Genomic DNA, 25,287 nt, shown 5'->3' with positions numbered 1-25,287 from the left:
AAATAGTTTAAGGCTAAATATTTTGTAGTTTGCCACCTTATTCTTAATTTTACACCGTAAAGAAACTATGCCTAAAAAATTAATATACAAAATAAAAAATGGTACAAGAAAAACAAATCATTGAATGTGTTCCTAACATTAGCGAGGGACGTAACAAGGCTATTATTAAGCAAGTAACTGACGAAATTGAACGCGTAAAAGGCGTGAAACTGCTTGATGTAGACCCAGGTGAAGCTACAAACCGTACAGTAATTACTTTTGTTGGTGCTCCTGATGTTGTATTGGAAGCTGCTTTCCAATGCGTAAAGAAGGCTGCACAACTCATTGATATGCGCCAGCATCACGGTGCACACCCACGTATGGGAGCTACCGATGTTTGCCCATTAATCCCAGTGGCAGGCATCACACTTGAAGAATGTGCTGAATTGGCACGCAAGTTGGCAGAACGTATCGCCAACGAACTGCAAGTGCCTTGCTATTGCTACGAAGCTGCTGCAAGAACTCCTGAACGCCGCAACCTCGCTATTTGCCGTAAGGGCGAGTACGAAGGATTGGCAGAAAGAATGACCGTTGAAGCTGAAGCACCCGACTTTGGTGCTCGTGCATGGGACGAAGGCGTTGCACGTACAGGCTGTACTGCAGTGGGTGCCCGCGACTTCTTGATTGCAACAAACTTCAACTTGAATACCACTTCTACCCGTCGTGCCAATGCTATTGCATTCGACGTACGCGAAAAAGGCCGTCCACAACGCGAAGGAGGCTCACCTGTTGGCAAGCCAATGAAGGACGAAAACGGAAAAACAATTATGATTCCAGGTACATTGAAGTCTACAAAGGCAATAGGTTGGTTCATCGACGAATACGGCATTGCACAGGTTTCAATGAACATTACCGATATTAACGTTACTCCATTGCACGTTGCATTCGACGAGGTTTGCCGTTGCGCACAAAACCGTGGCGTTCGTGTTACAGGTACAGAAATCGTTGGTTTGATACCAAAGCGCACATTGGTAGAAGCAGGTAAGTATTTCTTGAGAAAACAAAACCGTTCTACAGGTATTCCTGAAGAAGACATCTTGCAGATTGCTATCAAATCAATGGGATTGGACGACTTGAAGGAATTCAACCCACGCGAAAAGGTTATCGAGTACCTTTTGGAAGACGAGAATAAGACAGCGAAGCTCATCGACCTTACAGTGAAAGGTTTTGCTGACGAAACATCACGCGAATCACCAGCTCCAGGTGGTGGTACCATCTCTGCTTATATGGGTGCTTTAGGTGCTGCATTGGGAACAATGGTTGCCAATCTCTCAAGCCACAAGGCTGGTTGGGACGACCGTTGGGAAGAATTTAGCAACTGGGCAGACAAGGGACAGAAGATTCAGGCTGAGCTTATGGTACTTGTAGACGAAGATACCGAAGCTTTCAACCGCATTATGGAGGCATTTGGTCTTCCTAAAAAGACTGACGAGGAAAAAGAAGCTCGCTCTGCTGCTATCCAAGCTGCAACTTTGTTCGCAACACAAGTACCTTTGCACACTATGCAAGCATCATTCAAGGTATTTGAACTCTGCAAAGCAATGGCAGAAGAAGGTAATCCAAACAGTGTTTCTGACGCTGGTGTAGGCGTACTCGCAGCCCGTGCTGCCGTACTAGGTGCAGGCTTGAACGTTAAGATTAACGCTTCAGGACTGAAAGACCGCGAAACTGCTGACAAGCTTGTAAGCGAAGCTAACGAGCTCATTAAGAAGGCTAATGAACTTGAAGCTGAAATAATGAAGATTGTAGAAGATAAACTATAAAAACTATACAAAAATGACTAAGGAACAATTTATAGCAGACATTCGTGCCGGCATACCTGAAACGCTTCCAGAGCCTCAGGCATACGACACTTCTATTAACCATGCTCCAAAGCGCAAGGATATTCTTACTGCAGAAGAAAAGAAGCTTGCACTTCGCAATGCATTGCGCTACTTCCCAAAGAAGTTCCACGCTACATTGGCACCAGAATTTGCCAATGAGTTAGAAACATACGGACGCATCTATATGTATCGCTTCCGTCCTACATACGAGATGTACGCTCGTCCTATCGACGAATATCCACACAAGTCGCATCAGGCTGCTGCTATTATGATGATGATTCAGAACAACCTTGACAAGGCTGTGGCTCAACATCCTCACGAATTGATTACATACGGTGGCAACGGTGCTGTTTTCCAAAACTGGGCACAATACCGTTTGGTTATGAAATACTTGAGTGAAATGACCGACGAGCAAACACTCGTTATGTATTCTGGTCACCCACTCGGTCTTTTCCCATCGCACAAGAATGCACCACGTGTGGTTGTTACCAATGGTATGGTTATTCCTAATTACTCTAAACCAGACGATTGGGAACGCAACAACGCACTCGGCGTAAGCCAGTACGGTCAGATGACTGCTGGTTCATATATGTATATCGGCCCTCAAGGTATCGTTCACGGAACAACAATTACTGTGTTGAACGCTGCACGCAAGGTTGGCGGCGACAACATGAAGTTGTTTGTTACAGCTGGTCTTGGCGGTATGTCAGGTGCACAGCCTAAAGCTGGTAACATAGCAGGCGTTGTTAGCGTAACAGCAGAAATCAATCCATTGGCTGCTCACAAGCGTCATGAGCAAGGTTGGGTAGATGAATTGCACGAAAACCTCGACGAACTGATTCCTGCAATCCGCAAGGCTGTTGAAGAAAAGCGTGTGGTTTCAATGGCATACGTAGGCAATGTGGTAGACCTTTGGGAACGTTTGGCAGAAGAAAATATCCACGTAGACCTTGGTTCTGACCAGACTTCGCTCCACAACCCTTGGGCTGGAGGCTACTATCCAGTAGGTGTTTCGTTGGAAGAAAGCAACCGTATGATGGCAGAAGAGCCTGAATTGTTCAAGGAAAAAGTACAAGAGTCTTTGCGTCGTCAAGTTGCAGCTATCAACAAACTCACTGCCGATGGTATGTACTTCTTCGATTACGGCAACGCCTTCCTATTGGAATCAAGCCGTGCAGGTGCTGATATAATGGGAGAGAACGGTAAATTCCGTTATCCTTCATACGTTCAAGACATCATGGGACCTATGTTCTTCGACTATGGTTTCGGTCCTTTCCGCTGGGTTTGCTCATCTGGCGACCCTAAAGACTTGGAAACAACCGACCGTATCGCAACAGAAGTTCTCGAAAAAATGCGCAAGACCGCAACTCCTGATATCATCGGACAATTGGACGACAATATCCACTGGATTAAGGAAGCAGGCAAGAACAAGCTCGTTGTAGGCTCTCAGGCTCGTATTCTCTACGCTGACTCTGAAGGTCGTACAAAGATTGCCTTGGCATTCAACGAAGCTATCAAACGAGGTGAAATCAGCCGCCCAGTAGTTTTGGGTCGCGACCACCACGACGTATCAGGTACCGACTCTCCGTTCCGCGAGACAAGCAACATCTACGACGGTTCACAGTTCTGCGCTGATATGGCTGTTCACAACGTTATCGGCGACTCTTTCCGTGGCGCAACATGGGTTTCAATCCACAATGGTGGCGGCGTAGGCTGGGGCGAAGTTATCAACGGCGGTTTCGGTATGGTTATCGATGGTGGTGAAGATTCAGACCGCCACATTCGTCAAATGCTCCTTTGGGACGTGAACAATGGTATTTCTCGTCGCAGTTGGGCACGCAACAAGGGTTCAATCGACGCTATCAAGCGCGAAATGGAACGTACTCCAGGCTTGACCGTAACGCTTCCAAACTTTGTTGACGACGATATTATCAACGAAGCATACAAGTAAAAACAAACGTATTCACAGATAAGGCATATCCTTATCTGTGAATATTCATTTTAAAGAAACAAGTTAACTTTTAAATACAATTATGACACATAAGATAAGTGCAGAACACCTCTCTATTGAAAGAATTGGTGAAATCATTGAAAACAACATTAAACTCGAACTTTCTGACGACGCACGCAACCGCATTGTTCGTTGCCGTGAATACTTGGACAAGAAGATTGAATCATCAGACAAACCTATCTATGGCGTAACAACTGGCTTTGGTTCGTTGTGCAAAATCTCTATCGACAAGCAACAACTCTCTGACCTTCAGAAGAACCTTATGATGTCGCACGCCTGTGGTGTTGGCGACCGCGTGCCAAACGAAATCGTAAAGATTATGTTGCTGCTCAAGATTCAGTCGCTAAGCTACGGCTTCTCAGCTTGCCAATTGGTAACTGTAGAGCGTTTGATTGATTTCTTCAACAACGATATTTACCCCGTTGTTTACATGCAAGGCTCACTCGGTGCATCGGGCGACCTCGTTCCATTGGCTCACCTATGCTTGCCACTCTTGGGTATCGGCAGTGTAGAAATGAACGGTGAAGTTGTTTCAGGCGAGGAAATGCTGAAGAAGATGAACTGGCAACCTATCCAGCTCGTTTCAAAAGAAGGTTTGGCATTGCTCAACGGTACACAGAACATGAACTCATTTGCTGTTTGGTGCTTGCTCCAAGCACAGCGATTGAGCGATTGGGCAGACAAGATTGGTGCAATGTCGCTCGAAGCTTACGATGGTCGTATCGAACCATTCACACACGCCGTACATGCTGTTCGTCCTCACCAAGGACAAATCGAAACAGCTGCTCGCATTCGTGAGTTGCTCGAAGGCAGCGAACTCATCAAACAACCAAAGGTAAACGTGCAAGACCCTTACTCTTTCCGTTGTATGCCACAGGTTCACGGCGCATCAAAAGACACCATACGCTACGTGAAATCTGTAATCGACATTGAAGTGAACGCAGCTACCGACAACCCAACTGTTTGTCCAGACGAAGACCTCGTTATCTCTGCAGGCAACTTCCACGGCGAACCTATCGCACAACCAATGGACTTCCTTGCCATTGCCCTTTGCGAACTCAGCAACATTTCAGAACGTCGTATCTACAAACTCGTATCCGGCACACGCGACCTTCCAAGCTTCTTGGTAGCTAAACCAGGCGTGAACAGCGGTTTCATGATTCCACAATACACTGCTGCTTCTATCGTTAGCCAGAGCAAGATGTACTGTACACCAGCTTCTGCCGACAGCATTCCTTCTTCGCAAGGACAGGAAGACCACGTCAGCATGGGTGCGAACGCAGCCACAAAGCTCTACCAAGTAGTGCTGAATACAGAGCGTGTACTCGCTATCGAGCTTTTCAATGCGGCACAGGCACTCGAATTCCGTCACCCATTGAAGTCTTCTCCTGCCATCGAAGCTATCTTCGAGGCTTATCGTAAGGATGTGCCATTCGTTGAAAACGACCAATTTATGGCACCACACATTGCTAAGTCAGTAGATTTCCTCCGCAAATGAAACTCTTAGTAACAAATATCGGCATACTGGCAGGCATCGGACATGAAGGTAAACGATGCCTGCGAGGGGCTGAAATGTCCCAACTAAACACCATTGAAAATGCTTACCTTTATGTAGAAAACGGTCGCATCGTTTCTTACGGTCCACGCATTGACACGCCGCAAGTAGGACGCAGCACATTGGTTGTAGATGCTGAAGGCGGAACCGTTATGCCTTCGTTCTGCGATTCCCACACACACGTTGTTTATGCTGGCAGCCGAGAAGGCGAATTTGTTGATAAAATCCGTGGCTTAAGCTATGCAGAAATTGCAAAGCGTGGTGGCGGTATCCTCAATTCTGCCGACCGCCTGCACGAACTTTCGGAAGACGAACTCTACGAACAGGCGATGAAGCGAGTAGACGAGGTTATTCGCAAAGGTACGGGTGCGATGGAAATAAAGAGTGGCTACGGCTTGAATCTTAAAGACGAGCTGAAAATGCTGCGCGTTATTCGTCGCATAAAGGAGACTGCTCCTGTCAAGGTCGTTGCCAACTTCCTCGGTGCGCACGCCGTTGGCCGCGAATATGCTGGTCGCCAAGCCGAATATGTAGACCACATCATCAACGATATGTTGCCTGCCGTGGCAGAAGAAGGTCTTGCCGACTTCATAGACGTGTTCTGCGACGAAGGTTTCTTCACTCCAGACGAAACGCGACGCCTGCTCCAAGCGGGTGCAAAATATGGTCTTCGTGGTAAAATTCACGGCGAAGAACTTGCTGTTTCAGGCGGTGTAGAAGTAGGTGTTGAATGCAACGCCCTCTCCGTAGACCACCTTGAAGCGATGGACGACCACGATATAGAACTGCTAAAAGACACTGAAACTATGCCAACCGCTTTGCCCGGAACATCGTTCTTCCTGAATATGCCATTCGCACCAGGCAGAAAGATGATTGACGCAGGACTCCCAATGGCAATTGCTTCCGACTACAACCCAGGTTCTACACCATCGGGCGATATGAAGTTTGCCGTATCATTGGCGTGCATCAAGATGCGCCTGATGCCTGCCGAAGCCATCAATGCAGCAACCATCAACTCAGCTTATGCTATGGGACTGAGCGAAGAGTACGGCTCTATCACCGTGGGTAAGGTAGCCAACTTCTACATTACCGACCCAATTCCGTCAATCGACTTTATCCCTTACGCATACACCACACCTATTATTCGCCGAGTATTCCTCAATGGCGAAGAATATGCACTATAAACATACAGTAATCCCACTGCCCGCACTCGCAGCAGTGGGATTTTGTTTTTCCCCTATCCTATCTCAGCAAACAAGAAAAGCACACCTTTTCAATAGCACTTTATTCTTGGGCTTTGCTATTACCAATCATTACCTTTCTCCCAGCCTTTTACACGACTTCTAAACGTTATCAAATGTAAAAACACGACCACCAACTGTTAAATTCTAAAGCGTGAAACTTCGCAGGAAGGGCACTTTTTCAAACAAATATCTTCTCGCTCTCAAATAATGCCACTTTTTACGTGCAACGGAAAAGGCACAGACAGTCAGTTACTAACAAACGAAGTGGGTAGTAATGTGCAATCATTGCCCTATTTTATGGTAATAGAACAAACAAGAAAGATACAAAACAGAACAATACAAAGCTACAAAACCTACACTTCCACACTGCAAAAGCGTAGGTTTTGCAAGCTAAAAGCGGCTGTTTTGCATCGCAAAAGAGGCTCTTTCGCAAAACGAGAATCTATTTTTCAACTTTCAAACAGAGTTTTAACTGTTTCACGTTTCTATTTCACTTCATTTCCAAATGTTAATGGATTCGGATTTATTATACTTTATTTACAATCAGAAAAATAGATTCATACTGAACTTTCGCCCAATAATTATTCGGCTATCTTCCCACAAAATAAAACTTTCAGCATCATTATTCCATCGTTACGACTAAAGTTCGTATCTTTGCAATATCCTATTTCAAGGGTCAAGACGGTATTACTGCTGATAATAATCTTAGAAAAATATCTTTATAAAACCATAAACTTATGATATTGAATATTCTTGTAAAAAAGAGCCTCCCTATCTTGGCTTTAGGCATCGGCTTTGCTTTTGCCATTATTATTGGTTTTAGTAATGTAGAAATCATTCCGTTACACATTAACATACACGGCGAAGTGGACAACTATGGCTCTAAATGGGAACTATTTATACTCCCTACTATCGCATTGCTCATTTATCTGTTGACGTGGTGGTTGGAGAGAAATCCTCAACTCTACAACTTTCCAAACTCAAAGAAACACAGTCGGAAAGAGCAAGAGAAAATCGGAGTAGAACTTATCAGTTGGCTGAAAGTAATTACTGTTCTAATATTTGTTCTAATAGAAATATTGATGATTACAAATCCCTACCTTGTACTTTGGGCAACTTTACCCTTCACTGTTCTGTTGCTTTATGTCTGCATTAAATACACATTGAAAGTACTGTAAACAGGTTGATATGTCGAAAAAAATATGTAAGTTTGCATATTATAAATAACGAATGAATTGAAAATGATGGTTTGCTCCTTCGTTGAACATTAATAAACATAAACACGTATGAACTTTTTTCAGAAACTATTTGGTAGTAAAGAAGAAACCAAAGAAGAAGTAAAAGTACAAAACGAAGCAAAAGATTTCGATGTATTGAAATACGACGGTGTCAGAGCCATGAAGACTGGCGAGGTAGATTATGCCGTGAGATGCTTTAAACACGCATTGGAAATAAAAGACGACTTGGAAATTCACGACCACCTTTCCATCGTCTATACCTCAAAAGGTTTGTTCTCTGAGGCTTACGAAGAACTGCAGACATTAAGTAAGGCGCAGCCCGATAATGTGCAGATATTCATTCGTATGGCAAATATAGCCTTTATGATGGAGAACTATGGCGCAATGGCAACTGCCTGCGAAAAGGCGATACTCATAGATTCGGCAAATGCAACGGCACACTATCTGTATGCTGAAGCCTGCAAGGGACAGGGCGACGACGTTAATACGATAGCTATGGCAACAAAGGCTATCTCGTTAGACAGCAAGCAAGGCAACGCCTACTTGCTGCGTGGCGAAACCTACCTACACACACAGCAACTTACCGAAGCCGAAGCCGATGTAGATTGGCTGTTGGAACATACAGAAGACAACGAAGACGTGCTGCTGTTGAAAGCGAGAATCGAACGAGCAGCCACTCGCAACGATGAGGCAATAGAGTATTTCACAAAAGCTATTGATGCCAACCCATTTTCATACACTGCATTTAAAGAACGCAGCGAAATGTTTTCTTTAGTAGGAAACGAGGCGAAAGCAAAAGAAGATTCCGAAAGAGCAGAAGAACTGATGCCAACAGATGGTAAAGAAAATGCAGAAGAAAACATTGAGAAACAACTCAATGACAAGTATAAACAAATGAATCCGTATGGTTTTTAGTTCAAAAACATAACGGACAACATATTATTATAATGGAATTAGAACTACAACCGTTAGAACTTCCACATAAAGAAAACCAACCCATCATAATAGCAGGTCCTTGCTCTGCAGAAACCGAAGAGCAGGTAATGGATACTGCCCAGCAACTTTCAGCCAATGGCTGCAAGATATTCCGTGCAGGTGTTTGGAAACCACGCACCAAACCTGGGTGCTTTGAAGGCAACGGCGAAAAAGCTCTGCCTTGGCTAAAACGGGTGAAAGACGAAACAGGTATGCTTATCGCCACCGAGGTGGCAACGCCCGAACACGTGGAGTTGGCTCTGAAATACGATATGGACATACTGTGGATTGGTGCACGAACAACCACCAATCCGTTTGCCATACAAGCTTTATCGGACCTATTATGCGGTGTAAAGAACATTCCTGTTTTGGTGAAAAACCCTGTAAATCCTGACCTTGAACTATGGATTGGTGCGCTGCAACGTTTGAATCAGGCAGGTATAAAACGATTGGGCGTTATCCATCGTGGCTTTTCGAGTTACGAAAAGAAAATATACCGCAACTTACCTATGTGGCAAATTCCCATCGAGTTGCACCGCCGCATACCCGACTTACCGATTATTTGCGACCCCAGCCACATTGGTGGACGGCGCGACCTCATTGCACCGCTTTGCCAACAAGGACTCGATTTAGGTGCTGACGGACTAATAATAGAAACCCATTGTAATCCGAACAAAGCGTGGAGCGATGCTGAACAACAAGTAACACCCGAGCAATTAGACCTTATTCTTTCGCAACTTATCGTGCGCAACAAGCACACTACAAGCGAAGAATTGCATCAACTGCGCTCACAGATAGACGAAATGGACAGTTCGTTGATTAACTTACTTGCCGAACGCTTTAAGCTTTGTCGCGAGATTGGTAAGTTTAAGAAGGAACACAATATGACTATCTTGCAGTCGGAACGCTACAACGAAATGTTGGAAAAGTGTGCACAACAGGCAAACGCATGTGGAATAGATGCTAAATTTGCTGCCCGCATTCTCGAAATCATACACGAAGAAAGCGTGCGCCAGCAGCTTACTATGCTGAACTGACAATCGTTTACCCGCTATGAAACATCTATGGTTGCTGTTTCTCTGCCTTCTTCCTTGCACATTGGTGGCACAAGAACGCTTACGCATAGTAGAATGGAATGTAGAAAACTTGTTTGACACAGAGCACGATTCAAAGAAAAACGATTTGGAGTTTACACCCAACTCGCCTCGCCATTGGACACGCACAAAGTATTGGGAGAAGCTGAACAAAGTGGGACAAGGCATTATTTCGTGTGGCGAGGATTCTGCAAGGACTTATCTGCCCGACTTGATAGGATTGTGCGAAGTGGAAAACGACAGCACGATGATTTACCTTACACAACGTTCGCTACTGCGAAAAGCACGCTACCAATATATTATGACTGCTTCGAACGACGAGCGTGGCATAGATGTCGCCTTACTTTATTCGCCTTTCACCTTCCGAATTATTAAAGCCGACACCATTCATATCCCTCCATTAAAAGAGATGAAGCCTACTCGCGACATACTGCACGTAATGGGCGAATTGGTGAATGGCGACACGCTGCACGTCATTCTCGTACACGCACCAAGCCGTTCGGGCGGTGCTATCTTCTCAGAACCATTCAGATTACACGTTGCCACTCAACTTTGCAATACCATCGACTCGATTAAAACAACTGCAAGGAATGCTAAAATAATAGCAATGGGCGATTTCAACGATTATGCCGACGACAAATCGCTGCAGAAAATATACGAGCACGGAATGACAAACATATCGCGAAATGCAACAGGACGGAACGGTGCAAAAGGAACTTATCGCTATCAAGGCGAATGGGGCAGCTTAGACCAAATACTTGTAAGCACGAACTTAGTGCCCAAAGTACAGCAATGCAAAATAAATGATGCGCCTTTTCTGCTTGAAGAAGACACGAAATATGGAGGCGTAAAGCCTCGCCGATTTTACAATGGTATGCGCTATAATGGCGGATTTAGCGACCATCTCCCATTGGTATTCGACCTTTTATATTAACATTTTAATTGGGAAATAAAATAAAATATATTACCTTTGTAGCACCTAAACATTTAATAAAGATGAAAAAAACAATTTACACACTACTAACTATCGCAATAGCTGTATGTTTGGCAAGTTGCGAAAAAGCAATTTTAGAAGAAGGAATAGGAAAAGAAAAACAAGGTAAAGGTAAGATGAAAACCATTTCGCTCAGAATAAACGAGGAAATAACAACTTCTGAAACACCTTTATTTGCAAACAGAACTCGTGGTGCAGGAAAGAAGCTGTATGGTATTAACGTATTTCAGAAAAAAGCAAACAGTAGTTCTTACACAAAATATGCCTATGGATTGTTTGACGACCCATCAAAAATAAGCATCGTTTTAAACGAAAAATGCCTTTACCGCTTTGAATGCCTGATAGTTGAAGAAGGCGAAGACGGCCTCTATCTTTCAGAAGATGGCTATATGGAACCTTTTATAACAACCAGCAAAAAGCCAACAAAAGTAAACAACTCATTCACAAAATCAAGCTCAGTAAACTTTCCATTCCCACCAAAAGGTCAAACAACCATTACGGGAAACAAACAAGTTTGGTGCCCTAAACTGATAAAACAATATGGCACATTGTTAGACTTTGACCCTAAAACAACTAATACCGTATCGCTAAAGGTAAAACGAGCAGTATTCGGATTGCATCTAACCATTGCACCACCCGAAGAAGGAACACTCGAAGTCAGTTACTTAGACGATTACAAAGAAACGATAAAGGCTTCCGACCCAACTTTCGACCATCAAGCTATTTATTCTTTTACACAAACAGCTAAAGCGATAGAAGATGGATATAACGGTAAGTTCGATTTCGTCTTGAAATGGACAAAAAGTGATGGAACAATAAAAACAGAAACAAAAGCATTTGTATTGAAGCGTAATGTAATGACAAACATTAAGATTGTGATTAAAAACCCTGCCCCATCAAGTATCGCTATTGAAGAGGAAAGCAATGAAATGGCAAGCGAAGACATAGATTGGACTGTTGAAAGATAATTTCTCCATCATACAAAAAAGTCATTCTATCATATAAAAGAGAAGAGCCACTCTCGCTGTAGTACAACGAGAGTGGCTCTTATATATTAATAAGGTGGTGGAAATATAACTAAAAATTCCACCAATGCTTTTTCCGTTTAGGTTGTTCGTAGGCTGCATTGTTATGGTTATAACGCATACTTTCCCACGTTTCATTATATTTTACCATATGATAGATAGTTCCCCAATCGGGCAATCCACCAACATTACGGTCGTCAATAAACATATCTACCTTCAATTTTCGCGAGAAATGATTGTTCTTTGAACGTTCTTCCTCTGGATAATCTTTATTCACTGCCCAAAAATCGACCCCACGTTTATGGCACCAATCTACAGCCTCTTGTAATAGTTCACCCTCTCTGACACTCCAGAGTATGAGCTGATGTCCATCTTTTATCAACTCCTTTAAAGTATCAGTAGCAAATGGAATCTCATCGCCAATGCGTGGATACCTATGTTCCACTATTGTTCCATCAAAGTCAACTGCTATAACCATAGTCGTATAAAGAAAAAGAAGTGTGGCAATGCATAAACGCTGACACACTTCTTGTATATCAATTTTTAATTATTATCGTTTTATAGAATTATCGTTCTTGTTTCCATACTTACTGTTACTGTAGTTCCCAAAGCTACCATAGTTGCCGTAGGTGCCATATTTACCGTATTTTCCATATCCATAGCGGCCATACTTGCCGTAGGTTCCGTAACCATAGTAGTAGCCATACTTCTTTTTAGACATATCGACACCATTAAGAACGACATTCATCTTTGGAAGTTTCTTTTGTTCTGAAAGTTCGTTAATCATATCGAAAGATGACTTCAATGTGTAGTCGGCACGACACATATAAACTGTCGCGTCTACGATTTTACCAATCTGTAATGTATCGGTAACAAGTCCGACAGGTGCTGTATCAACAAGTACATAATCGTATTCTTGACGCAACAAATCAAACACAGTATTCAAAGAATTGCGTGCTATCAACTCTGTTGGATTTGGTGGAATAGGTCCAGCCATCAATAAATCTAACTGGTCGTTCACACCCGATGGAAGAATTTGCGCCTTCAAATCTTCTAAAGTAGGCTCGTTCTTCATCAATAAGTTTGTAATACCATGCTTATGATCGTTTATCTTAAACTGCTCAGCGAGTCGAGGTTTACGAATATCCAAGCCTACAAGGATAACCTTTTTGCCTAGCAATGCAAAGCTGACTGCAAGATTAGCAGCTGTAAAGGTCTTGCCCTCGCCAGATGTTGATGATGTGAAGAGAATAACCTTCTGGTTCTCTTCCAATACAAATTGTATATTGGTACGCATTGAACGGAACACCTCTTCCATTTGATTGTTCTGGTTTTCGTGTACCACAATATCTGCCTTGCCCTTTGCCGCTTCACTTGCAACAGGAACATCAGCAATAATGGGCAACTTGGTGAGTCGTGCCACATCTTCGTGTCCTTCTATCCTATATCTAAAGAATTGGATAAGGAACAAGATAAACGCAGGCAAAAGAAGACCAATTAGCAATGCAATAAGGTAAATCATTTGTGTATTCGGACTTACGATACCTGCAAACTGTGGTTCATCAATTAACTTACCCTTATCAACAGTTGCTGCAAGCGAAATGCTATTCTCTTCACGCTTCTGCAACAACATCAAATACAATCCTGACCTAACTTCGTGCTCACGACCAATAGACTGTATCATTCGTTCTTGTTTTGGAGCCGCAGCTACTTCTGTATTATACTTATTAAACTGACCAGCAATAGCATTTCTTTGAATTTCCAAATTATGACGCCCTGTTTCAATAGCACGACGAATGTTTGTATTAAGCGTTCTGATTTGGTCGGTAAGTGGTTCTACCACTGGCGAATTTACCGATGCGCTTCGAAGAAGACGGTTTCTTTCCAACACCAATTCGTTGTATTTATTGATAAGACCTGATGTAGTAGGGTCGGTTAAACCAATATTGGAAGGTATCACCTGTGAGAAATCTCTTGAAGAGCTATTCACCTCTGAAGCAACACTATTGAAGAGCTGGATTTGAGTTTCTATCTCTGTGAGCTTTTGTTCAGACGCTGTTTGGTTCGAGAAGCTACTTGCAGCATTCATTTGCTGCTCTACCATACCATTTTGCTGCTTATAGCTTTGCAATTTTCCCTCAGTTACACCCAGTTCTTGACTGATTTTGCCAAGACGAGCACTGATAAAGCGGTCAGTACTAAGTGCTATTGTATTCTTATCTTCATTTGCCTGACGGTTATAGGCTACAACAAGTTGTTTTAGGTAGTCGATGCTTCGATTAGGTATTTCGTCTACTATTCTAAGTAAAGCAATATTTGAACCTTTCGAACTGTTCGCTATTTGTAAACTACTAACATACTTTCCACAAGCATCTTTAGGCGACTGTATTGTTACATTCAACTCTTCGCCCTTACGCAAGACCCTACCATTATTAGAGTTAATCGTAATTGCTCCTGCACGAGTAACAATTGTATGTGGCAGCGAATAGAACTTACGATTTATCGTAAATGGGCCTTCAGCGTCGCGCTCATTCTTTGGAACAGAATAAGTGCCCGATAAAATGAAAGTATTACTATCGCGCTTTATTGAAAGTTGCATAGGTCTGTTCAAGCGTTCCAAATGTTCGCTATCGAGGTCTACATTCAAAGGTTGGTCGCCATAATATGTTAAAGTCTTAAACCTACCCTTTATCGTGTAATTTGTATAAAGTTTCAAGTCGCGTACTGCATCTTGAGCTACAGACCTTGAACCAAGTATTTCAATCTCGTTATCAAGACCTTCAGAATTAGATATTGTTCCAAGATTTGATGAGTACTTAATACCTGACCTTCTATCGTTCTCCTGTTCCTTGATAAGCAACTTTGCAACAGTTTGATAAGTAGGTGTTGTATAACGCAAATAGATTGCGCCCAAGCCTACACAAATGATTGTAGAAAGTATGAACCAATACCAATTAAGGATAATGGTACGATAAATCAACTGAAAATTTATAAACGACTTTCCAGTTTCTTCCTGTCCGTATTCTTTCTCTACGTTCTTATTTTCTTCTATCATAAATATAGCATTATTCTATTGATTGTTCTCATCAGCAAGACGAAGAAGATACTGACCATATTCATTCTTCTTCATTACCTCTGCATTTTCTCTAAGTTGTTGGTTGCTTATCCAACCTTGTTTATAAGCAATTTCTTCAAGGCAAGCTACTTTCAAGCCTTGGCGTTTCTCTATACATTCTATAAAGGTAGTTGCTTCAGACAAGCTATCGTGTGTACCTGTATCCAACCACGCAAAGCCACGTTGCAATGTTTGAACCTTTAGTTCTTGCTTGGCTAAGTATTCTTGGTTTACAGTTGTTATCTCAAGTTCGCCTCGTGCTGAAGGCTTTATATGCTTTGCTATTTCCACCACACTGTTTGGATAGAAATACAAACCTATCACGGCATAGTTGCTTTTAGGGTGTTCGGGCTTTTCTTCAATGCTAAGACAGTTTCCTGCCTTATCAAATTCTGCAACGCCATAACGTTCTGGGTCGTTCACGAAATAACCAAACACAGTAGCTTTTCCTTCTTGTTCTGCATTCTTTACGCTTTCTTTCAACATACCCGTAAAGCCTGCACCATAAAAGATATTATCGCCCAATACCAAACAAACAGAATCATCGCCAATAAACTTTTCGCCAATGATGAAAGCCTGTGCCAATCCATCTGGCGATGGTTGCTCTGCATATTCAAACCTAACTCCCAACTCTTGTCCATCGCCTAAAAGACGTTTAAAGCCAGGCAAATCGTATGGGGTTGATATTATCAGTATTTCCTTTATGCCTGCAAGCATCAATGCGGAAATAGGATAATAAATCATTGGTTTATCATAAATAGGTATCAACTGTTTGCTTATGCCTTTTGTAATTGGATAAAGGCGAGTACCTGAGCCTCCTGCGAGAACAATACCTTTCATACTTATCTTTATTAAATGCTTATTATATAGATGTTACGCCCAGTCAGAACAGGTAGAGAATACGCTTCTCCCAATCTTCACATTTCGTAGAAACATTCCAATAGTTACTCGCAAATAGTAATCTCTCCTCATTCAATTCTGAGTTATTCTGTTTATTGCCCGCAAAGGTAATCAATTAAATTGATATTTAAGGCATCTATAATAAAAAATGTTACTGTCCACTAAAACTTTTTGCATCAAATAACGTGAGTTCAATATAAGAATAACGCCATATAATTTATTTTACTTAAAGAAAGAACTGATAATGATTTGATACACTTATCATCAGAAAGAAATGAAGCATCTTCACGCTATTATATGAACGAAAATAAAGCAACATGTGTGTAAATATTTTTCACACATATAACTATTGCATAATTCTCTATCTATCAGGTCATTACAAAACCTATTGTTTTGTACTCCAAAAGCGGCTCTTTTGCACGGTAAAAGCGTAGGTTTTGCATCGCAAAACAGCCGCTTTCGCAACACCAAAGCACAGTTACCACTTTTTAACGGAATTATTTTTATAAAATTAAATGAAATAACTCTCACTGTTTCATCAGTGGATTTGTAGAAAAACATCTACGAGATAGCTTGCTTAACCAACTCCCTTTATGCCGAACTGACATTCAGAAAAAACCAAGGCAAACTTCCTTTTAATGGTATCTAATCCTTTTAGCTATTTCCATTTTACAACGAACCAAAGCATAGTAACGAGTAAAAACACACATTCTATCAAAGCATAAACAACTAAACAACACAGCAATTAAAAAAAATATGCTTATTATCCTAAATCTTATTTTATTTTCTTAACTTTGCAAACGCAAAAGAGTGTAGACTCAGTTATTAATCAAATTCATTAATAAACTAAAATGGGAATATTTTCTAAAATATTTAAAGGAAATAACGAAGAACAAGAAAAGGTTGGGGGTATGAACGACTATATGACTTTAGTACGTGTCTATTTTCAAGCTGCCCTTGCCGCTCGATTAGGCATTACGAACTTAACAATGTTGCCCGACCTTCGTACTTATAAGCAAACTTTCCACGTTCCAACTGTTAATAATAAATTAGGAGTGGGCGAAAAGAATAGCGTAAAAAAAACAATGAAGAATCTATATGGTACTAACGACCTGTTCTTCGATGAAGTAGACGCCAGTATTAAGAAGAATTGCAAAAAGATACAAGATGCCCAAAGCTATCTTTACCAATTCCAAGCCTACACCCAAGACTTGATGATGCTTATTGGAAACCTTATGAAATTTAAACTTCGCGTGCCAGGTTTCTTCACGAAAATCATCTACACGATGACCGAAAAGACTATCAACGATATTTACAATAAGAACGATTACACCGACCCAGGTGTTATAAAGGCAGTTATGTCGGTTCGCCAACTGTCGCAACGTCTTGGTTTTTCACGCCAATGGGCAACAGAATTTGTCTACCAAATCGTCCTGTTAGCAAAGAAAGAACCAAAGCAAAATGCTGACGATACAGCAACAAAATAAAAGTTTATTCTGTTGGAGAACAGAAAATAATTGGTCGGAAATTTTGTTAAATTAAAACTTTAACGTAAATTTGTAGCCAAAATGATATAGGCAAATGAATGCGAATGAAAAGACACTGAATACTTTTGCGACTCGTGTTAGACAAATGATTCTTCAATACGAAGAGATAAAAAAAGAAAACAACGAGTTGTATGATTTGGTGGATCAGCGTGAAAAAGAGATTACAAAGCTCGAAGCACAGCTGAAACAGGCGCAAAGCGACTATAATTCATTAAAGATGGCTAAGATGATAGAAATTTCTGACGGCGATATGGAAGGCGCACAGAAACGCATATCCAAACTTATCCGCGATGTAAACAAGTGCATCACACTCATTAGTGAGAAATAACCTCGAATCGAATGGCAGACGATAAATTGCATATTAGGTTACACGTATACGATACAGAGCTATCGGTAAATATTCCTCGTGAAGACGAAGAATACTACCGTGCTGCCTCAAAATTAATCACAGATACTGTAAACACTTATGCAACCTATTTTAAAGGCAAAAAGAGCGATAAAGACATCTTATATATGGCAATGTTAGATATTGCTCTTCACTACAAAAAAGAAGGCGCACGCAACGATACTGCACCATTCAACGAAATTCTTGGCAAACTCACTTCAGAGATAGAAGAAGCACTAAAGAAGTAACCAAGATAAATAACATTATAAATAATTTAAATGAGTCTGATAACTATAATTATAGCTCTTGTATGCCTCGTAGTAGGTCTTATCATCGGCTACACTACCTTTCGTTACATCATTGATGGTCAATACAAAGACGCTATGGCGAAAGCAGAGAAGGACACCGAAGTATTGAAAGAAAAGAAACTACTTGAGGTCAAAGAAAAATTCCTTAATAAGAAGAGCGAACTTGAGAAAGAAGTTCAACAAAGAAATCATAAATTTCAGCAAAACGAAAACCGTTTAAAGCAGAAAGAGATTACCTTGAACCAGCGTTTAGACGAAATGAACCGTCGTAAACAAGAGGTTGAGCAACAACAACAGCGCATTGAAAACGACAAGAAGCTGTTGATGGTTAAGGAACAAGAGTTAGAGAAGCAGAAAGAAGCAGAACGCGCTAAACTCGAAGAGCTCTCTGGCTTGAGTGCAGAAGAGGCAAAAACTCGCCTTATCGAAAGTTTGAAAGACCAAGCTAAGCTCGATGCGGCATCTTATATCAATGAAATTGTTGATGAAGCAAAACTAAATGCGAATCAACAAGCCAAGAAAATTGTCATTCAAACTATTCAACGTGTTGCCACCGAAACTGCTATCGAGAACTCGGTTAGCGTATTCCATATTGACAGCGACGAGGTAAAAGGCAGAATTATTGGTCGCGAAGGTCGCAATATTCGTGCCCTTGAAGCAGCTACTGGTGTTGAAATCGTTGTCGATGACACACCCGAAGCAATTGTTATATCAGGTTTCGACCCTGTTCGACGTGAGATTTGTCGCTTAGCACTCCACCAATTGGTTTCCGATGGTCGTATCCACCCAGCTCGCATTGAGGAAGTTGTGGCAAAGGTTAAGAAGCAATTAGACAACGAAATCATTGAGACAGGTAAGCGCACAGCCATTGATTTGGGTATCCACGGCTTGCACCCAGAACTAATCCGCATCGTTGGTAAGATGAAATACCGCTCTTCATACGGACAGAACCTTCTTCAACACGCTCGCGAAACAGCCAACCTTTGTGGTATCATGGCAAGCGAACTTGGGTTAAATCCAAAGAAGGCAAAGCGTGCAGGCTTATTGCACGATATTGGAAAAGTGCCTGATGAGGAAACAGAACTTCCACACGCATTATATGGTGGTCGCATTGCTGAGAAGTTTAAAGAGAAGCCCGAAATCTGCAATGCCATTGCTGCGCACCACGACGAAATAGAAATGACGAGCCTTATTGCACCTATCGTTCAGGTTTGCGATGCCATTTCAGGTGCACGACCAGGTGCACGCCGCGAAATTGTTGAGGCTTACATCAAGCGTTTGAACGATTTGGAAGCCATAGCAATGAGCTATCCAGGCGTTACAAAGACCTATGCTATCCAAGCAGGACGCGAACTACGTGTTATTGTAGGTGCTGACAAGATGGACGATGTTCAAAGCGAGCAATTGAGTAGCGAGATTGCTGAAAAGATTCAAAATGAAATGACTTATCCTGGACAGGTAAAAATCACCGTCATTCGAGAGACACGAAGTGTTTCTTACGCAAAATAAACATAGTCATTCTGTAAAGATACAAACTTATAAAAAGCGAATTATTCCTTTTGGAACAATTCGCTTTTTTGTTTATATATACGGCAAGACATTGCTATTATCAAGATTCTGCATCGGCGCAACGATTTCCCTGTAAAGTAACAGACATATTCTACACCACTTTTTAGTGAGCCCAAAAGAAGCTGTTGCTTATTTCATCAGTCGCAAACGCAGACTGTTTAGCACTACGCTGACACTCGAAAATGCCATCAGAGCACTTGCCCAAGAAGGTGTTATCTGCCAATCGATGCCAAACAAATACAGTACTCCTGCTGCAAGTGGTATGCAGACAATGTTATATATGAATGCCCAAAACAGGTTTTGCCATACCATACGTACTGTGCGGTGGCTCAACAACAAGGCGTCGGGCAAGGTTTGGAGGTCATCGCCCATAAGTGTGATTTGCGCAACGTCCATCGCTACGTCTGTTCCCTTGCCAATGGCAATGCTGACATCAGCCAAAGCCAATGCCTGCGTGTCGTTTATGCCGTCGCCAACCATCGCCACACGCTTGCCTTCAGCTTGCAAACGGCGCACCATATCTTCTTTGTCTTGTGGCAACACTTTGCTTTGATAGTGCTTTATGCCCGCTTTCTCAGCCCAATACCTTGCAGCCTCCTCCTTATCGCCACTCATCATATAAACTTCCACACCACTTTTCTGCAACGTTTCCATTGCTTCCCTTGCATTAGGCTTTAGCGTTTCGCGTTCTTCCAAAGCCAAATCGTCGGATTTAGTGAAGTCAATGCTTCTATTTGGAATGGTTAATGTACCCGTCTTATCGGTTACAAGCGCGTCTATTCTGCGCAAATTCTCCAACGCAGCAGCATCTTTAATCAGTATTTGCTTCTCTGCAGCCTTGCCTATGCCCACCATCAACGCTGTCGGTGTAGCCAACCCCATTGCACAAGGACAGGCAATGACCAACACTGCAATAGCCGACAGAATGGCTTGTGGCAGATAAGCATTGCCACCGATAAGCCACCACACAAGGAAAGTGCAGAGGGCTATCGATGCAACAACAGGAACGAATACCAAAGCAGCCTTGTCTACGATACGCTGAACGGGTGCTTTAGAGCCTTGTGCTTCTTGTACCATACGGATAATCTGCGCTATCACAGTGTCCTTGCCTATCTGTCGGGCACGCATTCTTAGCTTTCCCTGATTTGGAATAGTGCCTGCGAGTACCTTATCGCCTTTCCTTTTTGGGGCAGGATTAGGCTCACCCGTTATCATACTCTCGTCTATGTAGGCAGCATTAGCCGTCATAAAGCTCTCTGCCCAAACCACTTCGCCGTCTACTGGCACCTTTTCGCCAGTACGAACTTCAAGCAAATCGCCCACTTCTATGGTTGAAATAGGCACCTCCTCTATCTTTTCTCCATCTACAATGTGGGCTGTTTTAGGTGTCATTCCCATCATTTGACGGATAGACGAAGCAGTACCGTCCTTCGCTTTCTCTTCCAAGAGCTTACCCGTAAGCACAAAGGTGATTATCATAACCGAAGCATCGAAATAGGTATGCCACGCTATGCCACGACTCCCCCATACCGTTTCGCCCCAAAAGGTATTGAAAACACTGAACAAAAAGGCTATCAACGTAGACAAAGCCACAAGCGTATCCATATTGGCTAAGCCGTTTTGCAGTTGCTTCCATGCAGAAACATAGAACCTACGACCGCAATACACCATATTGGCAAGTGCGATGAGCAAGGCTATTTGGTTGGTTGTGCTTGCATTACCCATATCTACCCAATGCATCGACACAGCCATAACACCGATGGCAAACAGCCACGACAAGGCAGTTTTGCGCTTCAGTAACGTAAAAGCACGCTTTTCAATCTCAACTGCCGAGCGTCCTTCCTCTATTACAAGGTCAAATCCGATGGCATTAATGGCAGCTTTCAAGTCTGCTAACGATATTTCGTCAGGATTAAAGTCTATCAATGCCGTGCGTGAAGGCAACGAAACCGAAGCAGAAGCTACGCCGTTTAAGCTGTTGAGCTTTCTTTCCACATTGGCAGAACACGCCGAACACGCCATACCAATTACAGGAATAGTTTTCTTCACCTTATATTTCCTCCTTCTATTTCCAAGTTTATAAATACCAATTTATAGCATCATCTCAAAACGACCTGATGCTTCCACCGCATTTTTCAGCAGCTCGGGCTTTACCAAATTTTCATCGTAAGCAACCTCAACCGTCTTTTCCGCCAAGTTTACTTCAGCCATTTCAACACCCACAACACCTTTTATGGCATTCTCTACATTTGCCTTGCAATGTTCACACTTCATACCATTTACGGTAAATACTTTATTTTCCATTATCTTATTTGTTTATCTATGTTGATTAAATTCCATTTGTTCCCTGTTAAATTCCCTAAACGTATAAACCATTATGGGAATGGTGGCGAGGAACGAAAGCGTATCGCTCACCGCTTGACACATCTCTACTCCCAACAAACCGAAGAACTTCGGAAGTATAAAGATTAAGGGAATAAAGAACAACCCTTGACGGGCAGCGGCAAGGAAGTTAGCCCGCCAAGGCTTCCTGCACGTTTGTGCAAGCATATTGCTGGCTACAATAAACGCATTGAATGGGTAGGTGCAAAGTTGCCAACGCAGTGCCGCGACACCAATGCTTATAACTTGCGCGTCGTTGCGGAACAATCCGATAATCGAACCGCTGAAAAGCCAACCTATGAGCGTGCAGACTATGAGGAAGGCGGTACCCATTTTCACGGTAAACTTGTAGGCTTCCTGCAGCCTATCGTAAAGTTTCGCCCCGTAACAGAAGCCACACAGCGGCTGAAAGCCTTGTCCCAAGCCAATAACAGTGGCAAGTACGAGCATCGAAATACGTGTAACAATGCTCATTGCCGCAATTGTTTCGTCGCCATAATAGCCTGCTGCAATGTTGAGCGACATCGTTGCCAAGCACGCCAATCCCTGACGAGAGAGCGAAGGGCTACCTCCCAAGAATATTTCCTTGAGTGCTTGCCACGAAGGAGCAAAGTTTCGGAAGTAGATACCGATATTCTCGCCCTGCCGAACCATATAAAAAAGAATAAGGAACGACACAACCTGCCCTGCAACAGTAGCGATGGCAGCACCTGTTATTCCCATATCGAAGCCGAAAATCAGTATTGGGTCGAGTGCGACATTCATCGCAGCCCCCACAACAATGCCATACATAGCATACGTGGCATTGCCCTGCAAGCGCATTTGGTTGTTCAGCGTGAGCGAAGAAGTAAGAAAAGGCGCACCAAGAAGCACGATACCCAAGTACTTTTCGGTATAAGGCAGAATGGTAGGAGTACTTCCCAACAAAACCGACAATGGTTTAAGGAAAACCAGGCCTGCTGCCATGATACATAAACCGAACAGAAACGAAAAGTAAAAACCCGTCGATGCCATACGAACAGCATTATGGTGGCGTTTCGCACCCAACTCTCTTGAAATGTAATTGCCCGACCCGTGTCCGAAAAAGAAGCCAAATGCCTGAATGAAAAACATTACCGAGAACACAATGCCCACAGCTGCCGTAGCCTGCGTGTTTATTTGTCCCACGAAGTAAGTATCGGCAATATTGTATAGGCTTGTTACCAACATCGAAATAATGGTGGGCACAGCCATTGTTATCACAACCTTATGAATAGGCTCCTCGGTAAGGAATGTATAATTGTTTTTACCTTTGTGCATATCAAAGGCAAAGATACAAAAAACTAAATAACCAAAAGAATGTGAATGTTTAATTAGAACTAAAAATGAAAGGAGCAGGAATCTACTTTTTCAACATAATCTTCTGGCTTGTATCTATCAATTCTGTATAACTATAAAAGATGCGTCTACTGAATTAGTTAATGAAGAAGAAAAGCCATTTTAAAGCAACACTACTAAATTATTTACACGTAAAGAAATATTTTTCTACGTGTAAATAAATTCTTCCATACGTGTAAATAAATATTTCTTTACACGTAAATAATTCTTCAGACAAAACTTTTTGATGATTCCACACATATCTAATTATAAAGGAAAGCGCAGAAAAGCCCGAAACAATGTTATCTCCAAAAGACCCTTTATTATTTATCAAGAGAGATAGCTTGCCTTTTTAAACAATGCAAAAATGGCAGTTTAAAGATAACTTCACAGGTATTTCTAATTAAAACAAGTAGACAAATAAGATATTTATAGGCAACGAAAGAAGCAAAAAAATAATTTTTCGGTATTGCTACAACCTTACTTTTATAAAATATTATTACCTTTATAGCCGAAAGAAAACAAATAATATATACTTTAAAGATAATATAAACAAAAACCTAACAAAGATGAGAATTAAATTGTTACTCTCGAGTCTGCTTATTGCAACTGCAATGCAAGCTCAAACAAATGGTAATGAGGCTGAACCCGATTTTGAGGGAAAGACAGCCACATACTTCTATTACGATGACGAAATGTATGTAAACACGATTGGGTACACCAAACGCAATCTTCTCGAAGAGCGGGTTTACATAATGGAAAACAACGAAGTTTATTTGCAGGAGTTCATCGACTTCATTGGTTTCATAAAGGGAACTATCAATAAAGATGCTGGCACCATTACCATTAAGAACGGACAAGAGATGGGCACAAAGCAATTTAAGAAAGGTGGAGCTACGCATAAAGTTTACTTTGCAACTATGAATACAACAACACAACAACCTGAAGATGGGGAGTTTACGCTAAAATACATAGACAAAGGCAATGGCAATATGTACATTGATGGCGGTTCGCTCTGCTTTTCGCTTTATTATTTAAACGAAGAGAAGCCTACTATATTCCTTCATACCACAGGTTTGAAAATGGTGAGTAAAACTCTTTTAGACGCAGCTGTCCAAAAAGCAACCTACGAGTACACGGATATTGAAGAAGGAGGAAGCAAAGAAAGTAGCAAGATAGATTGCATTAAATATGGTGAGAATATTTATTTTAATTCGTTAGAGGCATCTGTTCCTAACAAATGGCAAGTAGCAAAGATATTGCAAGAGGGCGAAAATATGCTATTATTCATTCCTAACAATCAATTCATAACTTATATGTCTGATGCTTATTTTGTATTTAAGACGGCTACGACAGAAGGGAACAACGGTTCTGAACCTAAAGAAGTAGAAGGTCTAAAGATTCCTATGGTATTAGATGAAACAACTCATACCTATAAATGTACAACCGCAAACAATGAACTTTTAGGGGCTCTTGCTTCTCAAGTCAGCAGCAAAGGTACAAGCAACGAATGGGTTACAAAATACACCAATATCAGTATCACAATTCCCGAATCACAAATTACAGATGGAATTTCAAGTGTAACTCAACCTAAAAAACAAGAAAATACTCTTTACTACGACTTGCAAGGACGTGCCTACAAATACCCATCAAAGGGCATTTATATACATAATGGAAAGAAAATAGTGGTTAAGTAAAGAGCCATAAAGCAAAAGCGGATATGCCAT

Annotated in this window: 21 protein-coding genes; 15 read left to right on the top strand and 6 right to left on the bottom strand. The window is 41.9% G+C overall.

Going from position 1 to position 25,287, the window contains the following annotated elements; all coding sequences use genetic code 11:
• Positions 1-98: 98 nt before the first annotated feature.
• The 9 genes from ftcD to BWX39_RS04265 all read left to right on the top strand — a co-directional run bounded on the left by ftcD (position 99) and on the right by BWX39_RS04265 (position 11,941).
• Positions 99-1,802, top strand: coding sequence for a glutamate formimidoyltransferase (ftcD, locus tag BWX39_RS04305; protein ID WP_028904771.1), 1,704 nt, complete (start codon positions 99-101; stop codon positions 1,800-1,802).
• Positions 1,803-1,815: 13 nt separating this feature from the next.
• Complete coding sequence (locus tag BWX39_RS04300; protein WP_028904772.1) at positions 1,816-3,813, top strand: urocanate hydratase; 1,998 nt, start codon at positions 1,816-1,818, stop codon at positions 3,811-3,813.
• 82 nt (positions 3,814-3,895) lie between these two features.
• Positions 3,896-5,371: a histidine ammonia-lyase gene (hutH, locus tag BWX39_RS04295; RefSeq protein ID WP_028904773.1), complete on the top strand. Its 1,476-nt coding sequence runs from the start codon at positions 3,896-3,898 to the stop codon at positions 5,369-5,371.
• Positions 5,368-6,612: an imidazolonepropionase gene (gene hutI, locus BWX39_RS04290; RefSeq protein ID WP_028904774.1), complete on the top strand. Its 1,245-nt coding sequence runs from the start codon at positions 5,368-5,370 to the stop codon at positions 6,610-6,612. The genes hutH and hutI overlap by 4 nt, the downstream gene beginning before the upstream one ends.
• Before the next feature lie 797 nt (positions 6,613-7,409).
• Entirely contained in the window at positions 7,410-7,850 is a 441-nt protein-coding gene (locus BWX39_RS04285) for a DUF1648 domain-containing protein (protein WP_028904775.1), read from the top strand.
• Positions 7,851-7,958: 108 nt separating this feature from the next.
• Positions 7,959-8,825, top strand: a complete 867-nt coding sequence (locus BWX39_RS04280) for a tetratricopeptide repeat protein (RefSeq protein WP_028904776.1) — start codon at positions 7,959-7,961, stop codon at positions 8,823-8,825.
• 32 nt (positions 8,826-8,857) lie between these two features.
• Positions 8,858-9,922 (top strand): bifunctional 3-deoxy-7-phosphoheptulonate synthase/chorismate mutase type II, encoded by a 1,065-nt coding sequence (locus tag BWX39_RS04275; RefSeq protein ID WP_028904777.1) that lies wholly within the window; start codon positions 8,858-8,860, stop codon positions 9,920-9,922.
• A gap of 16 nt (positions 9,923-9,938) precedes the next feature.
• Positions 9,939-10,913, top strand: a complete 975-nt coding sequence (locus BWX39_RS04270) for an endonuclease/exonuclease/phosphatase family protein (protein ID WP_028904778.1) — start codon at positions 9,939-9,941, stop codon at positions 10,911-10,913.
• A 62-nt stretch (positions 10,914-10,975) separates the two neighbouring features.
• Positions 10,976-11,941 carry a hypothetical protein gene (locus tag BWX39_RS04265; RefSeq protein ID WP_028904779.1) on the top strand — a complete coding sequence of 322 codons (966 nt, stop codon included), beginning with the start codon at positions 10,976-10,978 and terminating at the stop codon, positions 11,939-11,941.
• Between the two features lie 109 nt (positions 11,942-12,050).
• Here the strand turns inward: BWX39_RS04265 and BWX39_RS04260 are convergent, their stop codons facing one another.
• From BWX39_RS04260 to rfbA, 3 genes are all read right to left on the bottom strand, one after another.
• Positions 12,051-12,476 (bottom strand): BT0820 family HAD-type phosphatase, encoded by a 426-nt coding sequence (locus BWX39_RS04260; RefSeq protein ID WP_028904780.1) that lies wholly within the window; start codon positions 12,474-12,476, stop codon positions 12,051-12,053.
• 72 nt (positions 12,477-12,548) lie between these two features.
• Positions 12,549-15,053 carry a GumC family protein gene (locus BWX39_RS04255; RefSeq protein ID WP_036860220.1) on the bottom strand — a complete coding sequence of 835 codons (2,505 nt, stop codon included), beginning with the start codon at positions 15,051-15,053 and terminating at the stop codon, positions 12,549-12,551.
• Positions 15,054-15,068: 15 nt separating this feature from the next.
• Positions 15,069-15,953, bottom strand: a complete 885-nt coding sequence (gene rfbA / locus BWX39_RS04250; RefSeq protein WP_028904782.1) for a glucose-1-phosphate thymidylyltransferase RfbA — start codon at positions 15,951-15,953, stop codon at positions 15,069-15,071.
• Positions 15,954-16,362: 409 nt separating this feature from the next.
• Between rfbA and BWX39_RS12400 the strand changes: the two genes are divergently transcribed.
• The 5 genes from BWX39_RS12400 to rny all read left to right on the top strand — a co-directional run bounded on the left by BWX39_RS12400 (position 16,363) and on the right by rny (position 19,762).
• Complete coding sequence (locus BWX39_RS12400) at positions 16,363-16,566, top strand: hypothetical protein (protein WP_076123232.1); 204 nt, start codon at positions 16,363-16,365, stop codon at positions 16,564-16,566.
• Positions 16,567-16,864: 298 nt separating this feature from the next.
• Positions 16,865-17,500 carry a hypothetical protein gene (locus BWX39_RS04240; RefSeq protein ID WP_028904783.1) on the top strand — a complete coding sequence of 212 codons (636 nt, stop codon included), beginning with the start codon at positions 16,865-16,867 and terminating at the stop codon, positions 17,498-17,500.
• Positions 17,501-17,594: 94 nt separating this feature from the next.
• On the top strand, positions 17,595-17,888 hold the full coding sequence (locus BWX39_RS04235; RefSeq protein WP_028904784.1) for a hypothetical protein: 294 nt from the start codon (positions 17,595-17,597) through the stop codon (positions 17,886-17,888).
• Positions 17,889-17,899: 11 nt separating this feature from the next.
• Entirely contained in the window at positions 17,900-18,193 is a 294-nt protein-coding gene (locus BWX39_RS04230; protein WP_014710313.1) for a cell division protein ZapA, read from the top strand.
• 30 nt (positions 18,194-18,223) lie between these two features.
• A complete protein-coding gene (rny, locus tag BWX39_RS04225) occupies positions 18,224-19,762 on the top strand; it encodes a ribonuclease Y (RefSeq protein WP_028904785.1) in 1,539 nt (512 codons plus the stop codon).
• A 189-nt stretch (positions 19,763-19,951) separates the two neighbouring features.
• Here rny and BWX39_RS04220 read toward each other — a convergent pair whose 3' ends face one another.
• Genes BWX39_RS04220 through BWX39_RS04210 form a run of 3 tightly spaced genes read right to left on the bottom strand, consistent with a single transcriptional unit; the run spans position 19,952 to position 23,503 of the window.
• The gene (locus BWX39_RS04220) at positions 19,952-21,871 is read right to left on the bottom strand and encodes a heavy metal translocating P-type ATPase (protein WP_028904786.1); all 1,920 of its coding nucleotides are present in this window, start codon (positions 21,869-21,871) and stop codon (positions 19,952-19,954) included.
• Positions 21,872-21,913: 42 nt separating this feature from the next.
• Positions 21,914-22,126, bottom strand: coding sequence for a heavy-metal-associated domain-containing protein (locus tag BWX39_RS04215; protein WP_028904787.1), 213 nt, complete (start codon positions 22,124-22,126; stop codon positions 21,914-21,916).
• A 12-nt stretch (positions 22,127-22,138) separates the two neighbouring features.
• Entirely contained in the window at positions 22,139-23,503 is a 1,365-nt protein-coding gene (locus tag BWX39_RS04210) for an MATE family efflux transporter (RefSeq protein WP_028904788.1), read from the bottom strand.
• Between the two features lie 626 nt (positions 23,504-24,129).
• On the opposite strand from BWX39_RS04210, the gene BWX39_RS04205 reads away from it, so the two are divergent.
• On the top strand, positions 24,130-25,257 hold the full coding sequence (locus tag BWX39_RS04205; RefSeq protein WP_028904789.1) for a hypothetical protein: 1,128 nt from the start codon (positions 24,130-24,132) through the stop codon (positions 25,255-25,257).
• The last annotated feature ends 30 nt before the right edge of the window (positions 25,258-25,287 follow it).

The organism is Prevotella intermedia ATCC 25611 = DSM 20706, assembly GCF_001953955.1.
Lineage (GTDB): Bacteria > Bacteroidota > Bacteroidia > Bacteroidales > Bacteroidaceae > Prevotella > Prevotella intermedia.
The sequence above is the reverse complement of the archived record's forward strand: the minus strand, read 5'-3'. Positions and strand labels throughout refer to the sequence as shown.

Coding starts and splice junctions, on each gene's coding strand:
- BWX39_RS04215 (WP_028904787.1), bottom strand. CDS start 22,126: ATGGAAAATAAAGTATTTACCGTAAATGGTATGAAGTGTGAACATTGC.
- BWX39_RS04285 (WP_028904775.1), top strand. CDS start 7,410: ATGATATTGAATATTCTTGTAAAAAAGAGCCTCCCTATCTTGGCTTTA.
- BWX39_RS04270 (WP_028904778.1), top strand. CDS start 9,939: ATGAAACATCTATGGTTGCTGTTTCTCTGCCTTCTTCCTTGCACATTG.
- hutH (WP_028904773.1), top strand. CDS start 3,896: ATGACACATAAGATAAGTGCAGAACACCTCTCTATTGAAAGAATTGGT.
- BWX39_RS04255 (WP_036860220.1), bottom strand. CDS start 15,053: ATGATAGAAGAAAATAAGAACGTAGAGAAAGAATACGGACAGGAAGAA.
- BWX39_RS04265 (WP_028904779.1), top strand. CDS start 10,976: ATGAAAAAAACAATTTACACACTACTAACTATCGCAATAGCTGTATGT.
- rfbA (WP_028904782.1), bottom strand. CDS start 15,953: ATGAAAGGTATTGTTCTCGCAGGAGGCTCAGGTACTCGCCTTTATCCA.
- BWX39_RS04280 (WP_028904776.1), top strand. CDS start 7,959: ATGAACTTTTTTCAGAAACTATTTGGTAGTAAAGAAGAAACCAAAGAA.
- hutI (WP_028904774.1), top strand. CDS start 5,368: ATGAAACTCTTAGTAACAAATATCGGCATACTGGCAGGCATCGGACAT.
- BWX39_RS04205 (WP_028904789.1), top strand. CDS start 24,130: ATGAGAATTAAATTGTTACTCTCGAGTCTGCTTATTGCAACTGCAATG.
- BWX39_RS04300 (WP_028904772.1), top strand. CDS start 1,816: ATGACTAAGGAACAATTTATAGCAGACATTCGTGCCGGCATACCTGAA.
- BWX39_RS04230 (WP_014710313.1), top strand. CDS start 17,900: ATGGCAGACGATAAATTGCATATTAGGTTACACGTATACGATACAGAG.
- BWX39_RS04240 (WP_028904783.1), top strand. CDS start 16,865: ATGGGAATATTTTCTAAAATATTTAAAGGAAATAACGAAGAACAAGAA.
- BWX39_RS04210 (WP_028904788.1), bottom strand. CDS start 23,503: ATGCACAAAGGTAAAAACAATTATACATTCCTTACCGAGGAGCCTATT.
- ftcD (WP_028904771.1), top strand. CDS start 99: ATGGTACAAGAAAAACAAATCATTGAATGTGTTCCTAACATTAGCGAG.
- rny (WP_028904785.1), top strand. CDS start 18,224: ATGAGTCTGATAACTATAATTATAGCTCTTGTATGCCTCGTAGTAGGT.
- BWX39_RS04235 (WP_028904784.1), top strand. CDS start 17,595: ATGAATGCGAATGAAAAGACACTGAATACTTTTGCGACTCGTGTTAGA.
- BWX39_RS04260 (WP_028904780.1), bottom strand. CDS start 12,476: ATGGTTATAGCAGTTGACTTTGATGGAACAATAGTGGAACATAGGTAT.
- BWX39_RS04275 (WP_028904777.1), top strand. CDS start 8,858: ATGGAATTAGAACTACAACCGTTAGAACTTCCACATAAAGAAAACCAA.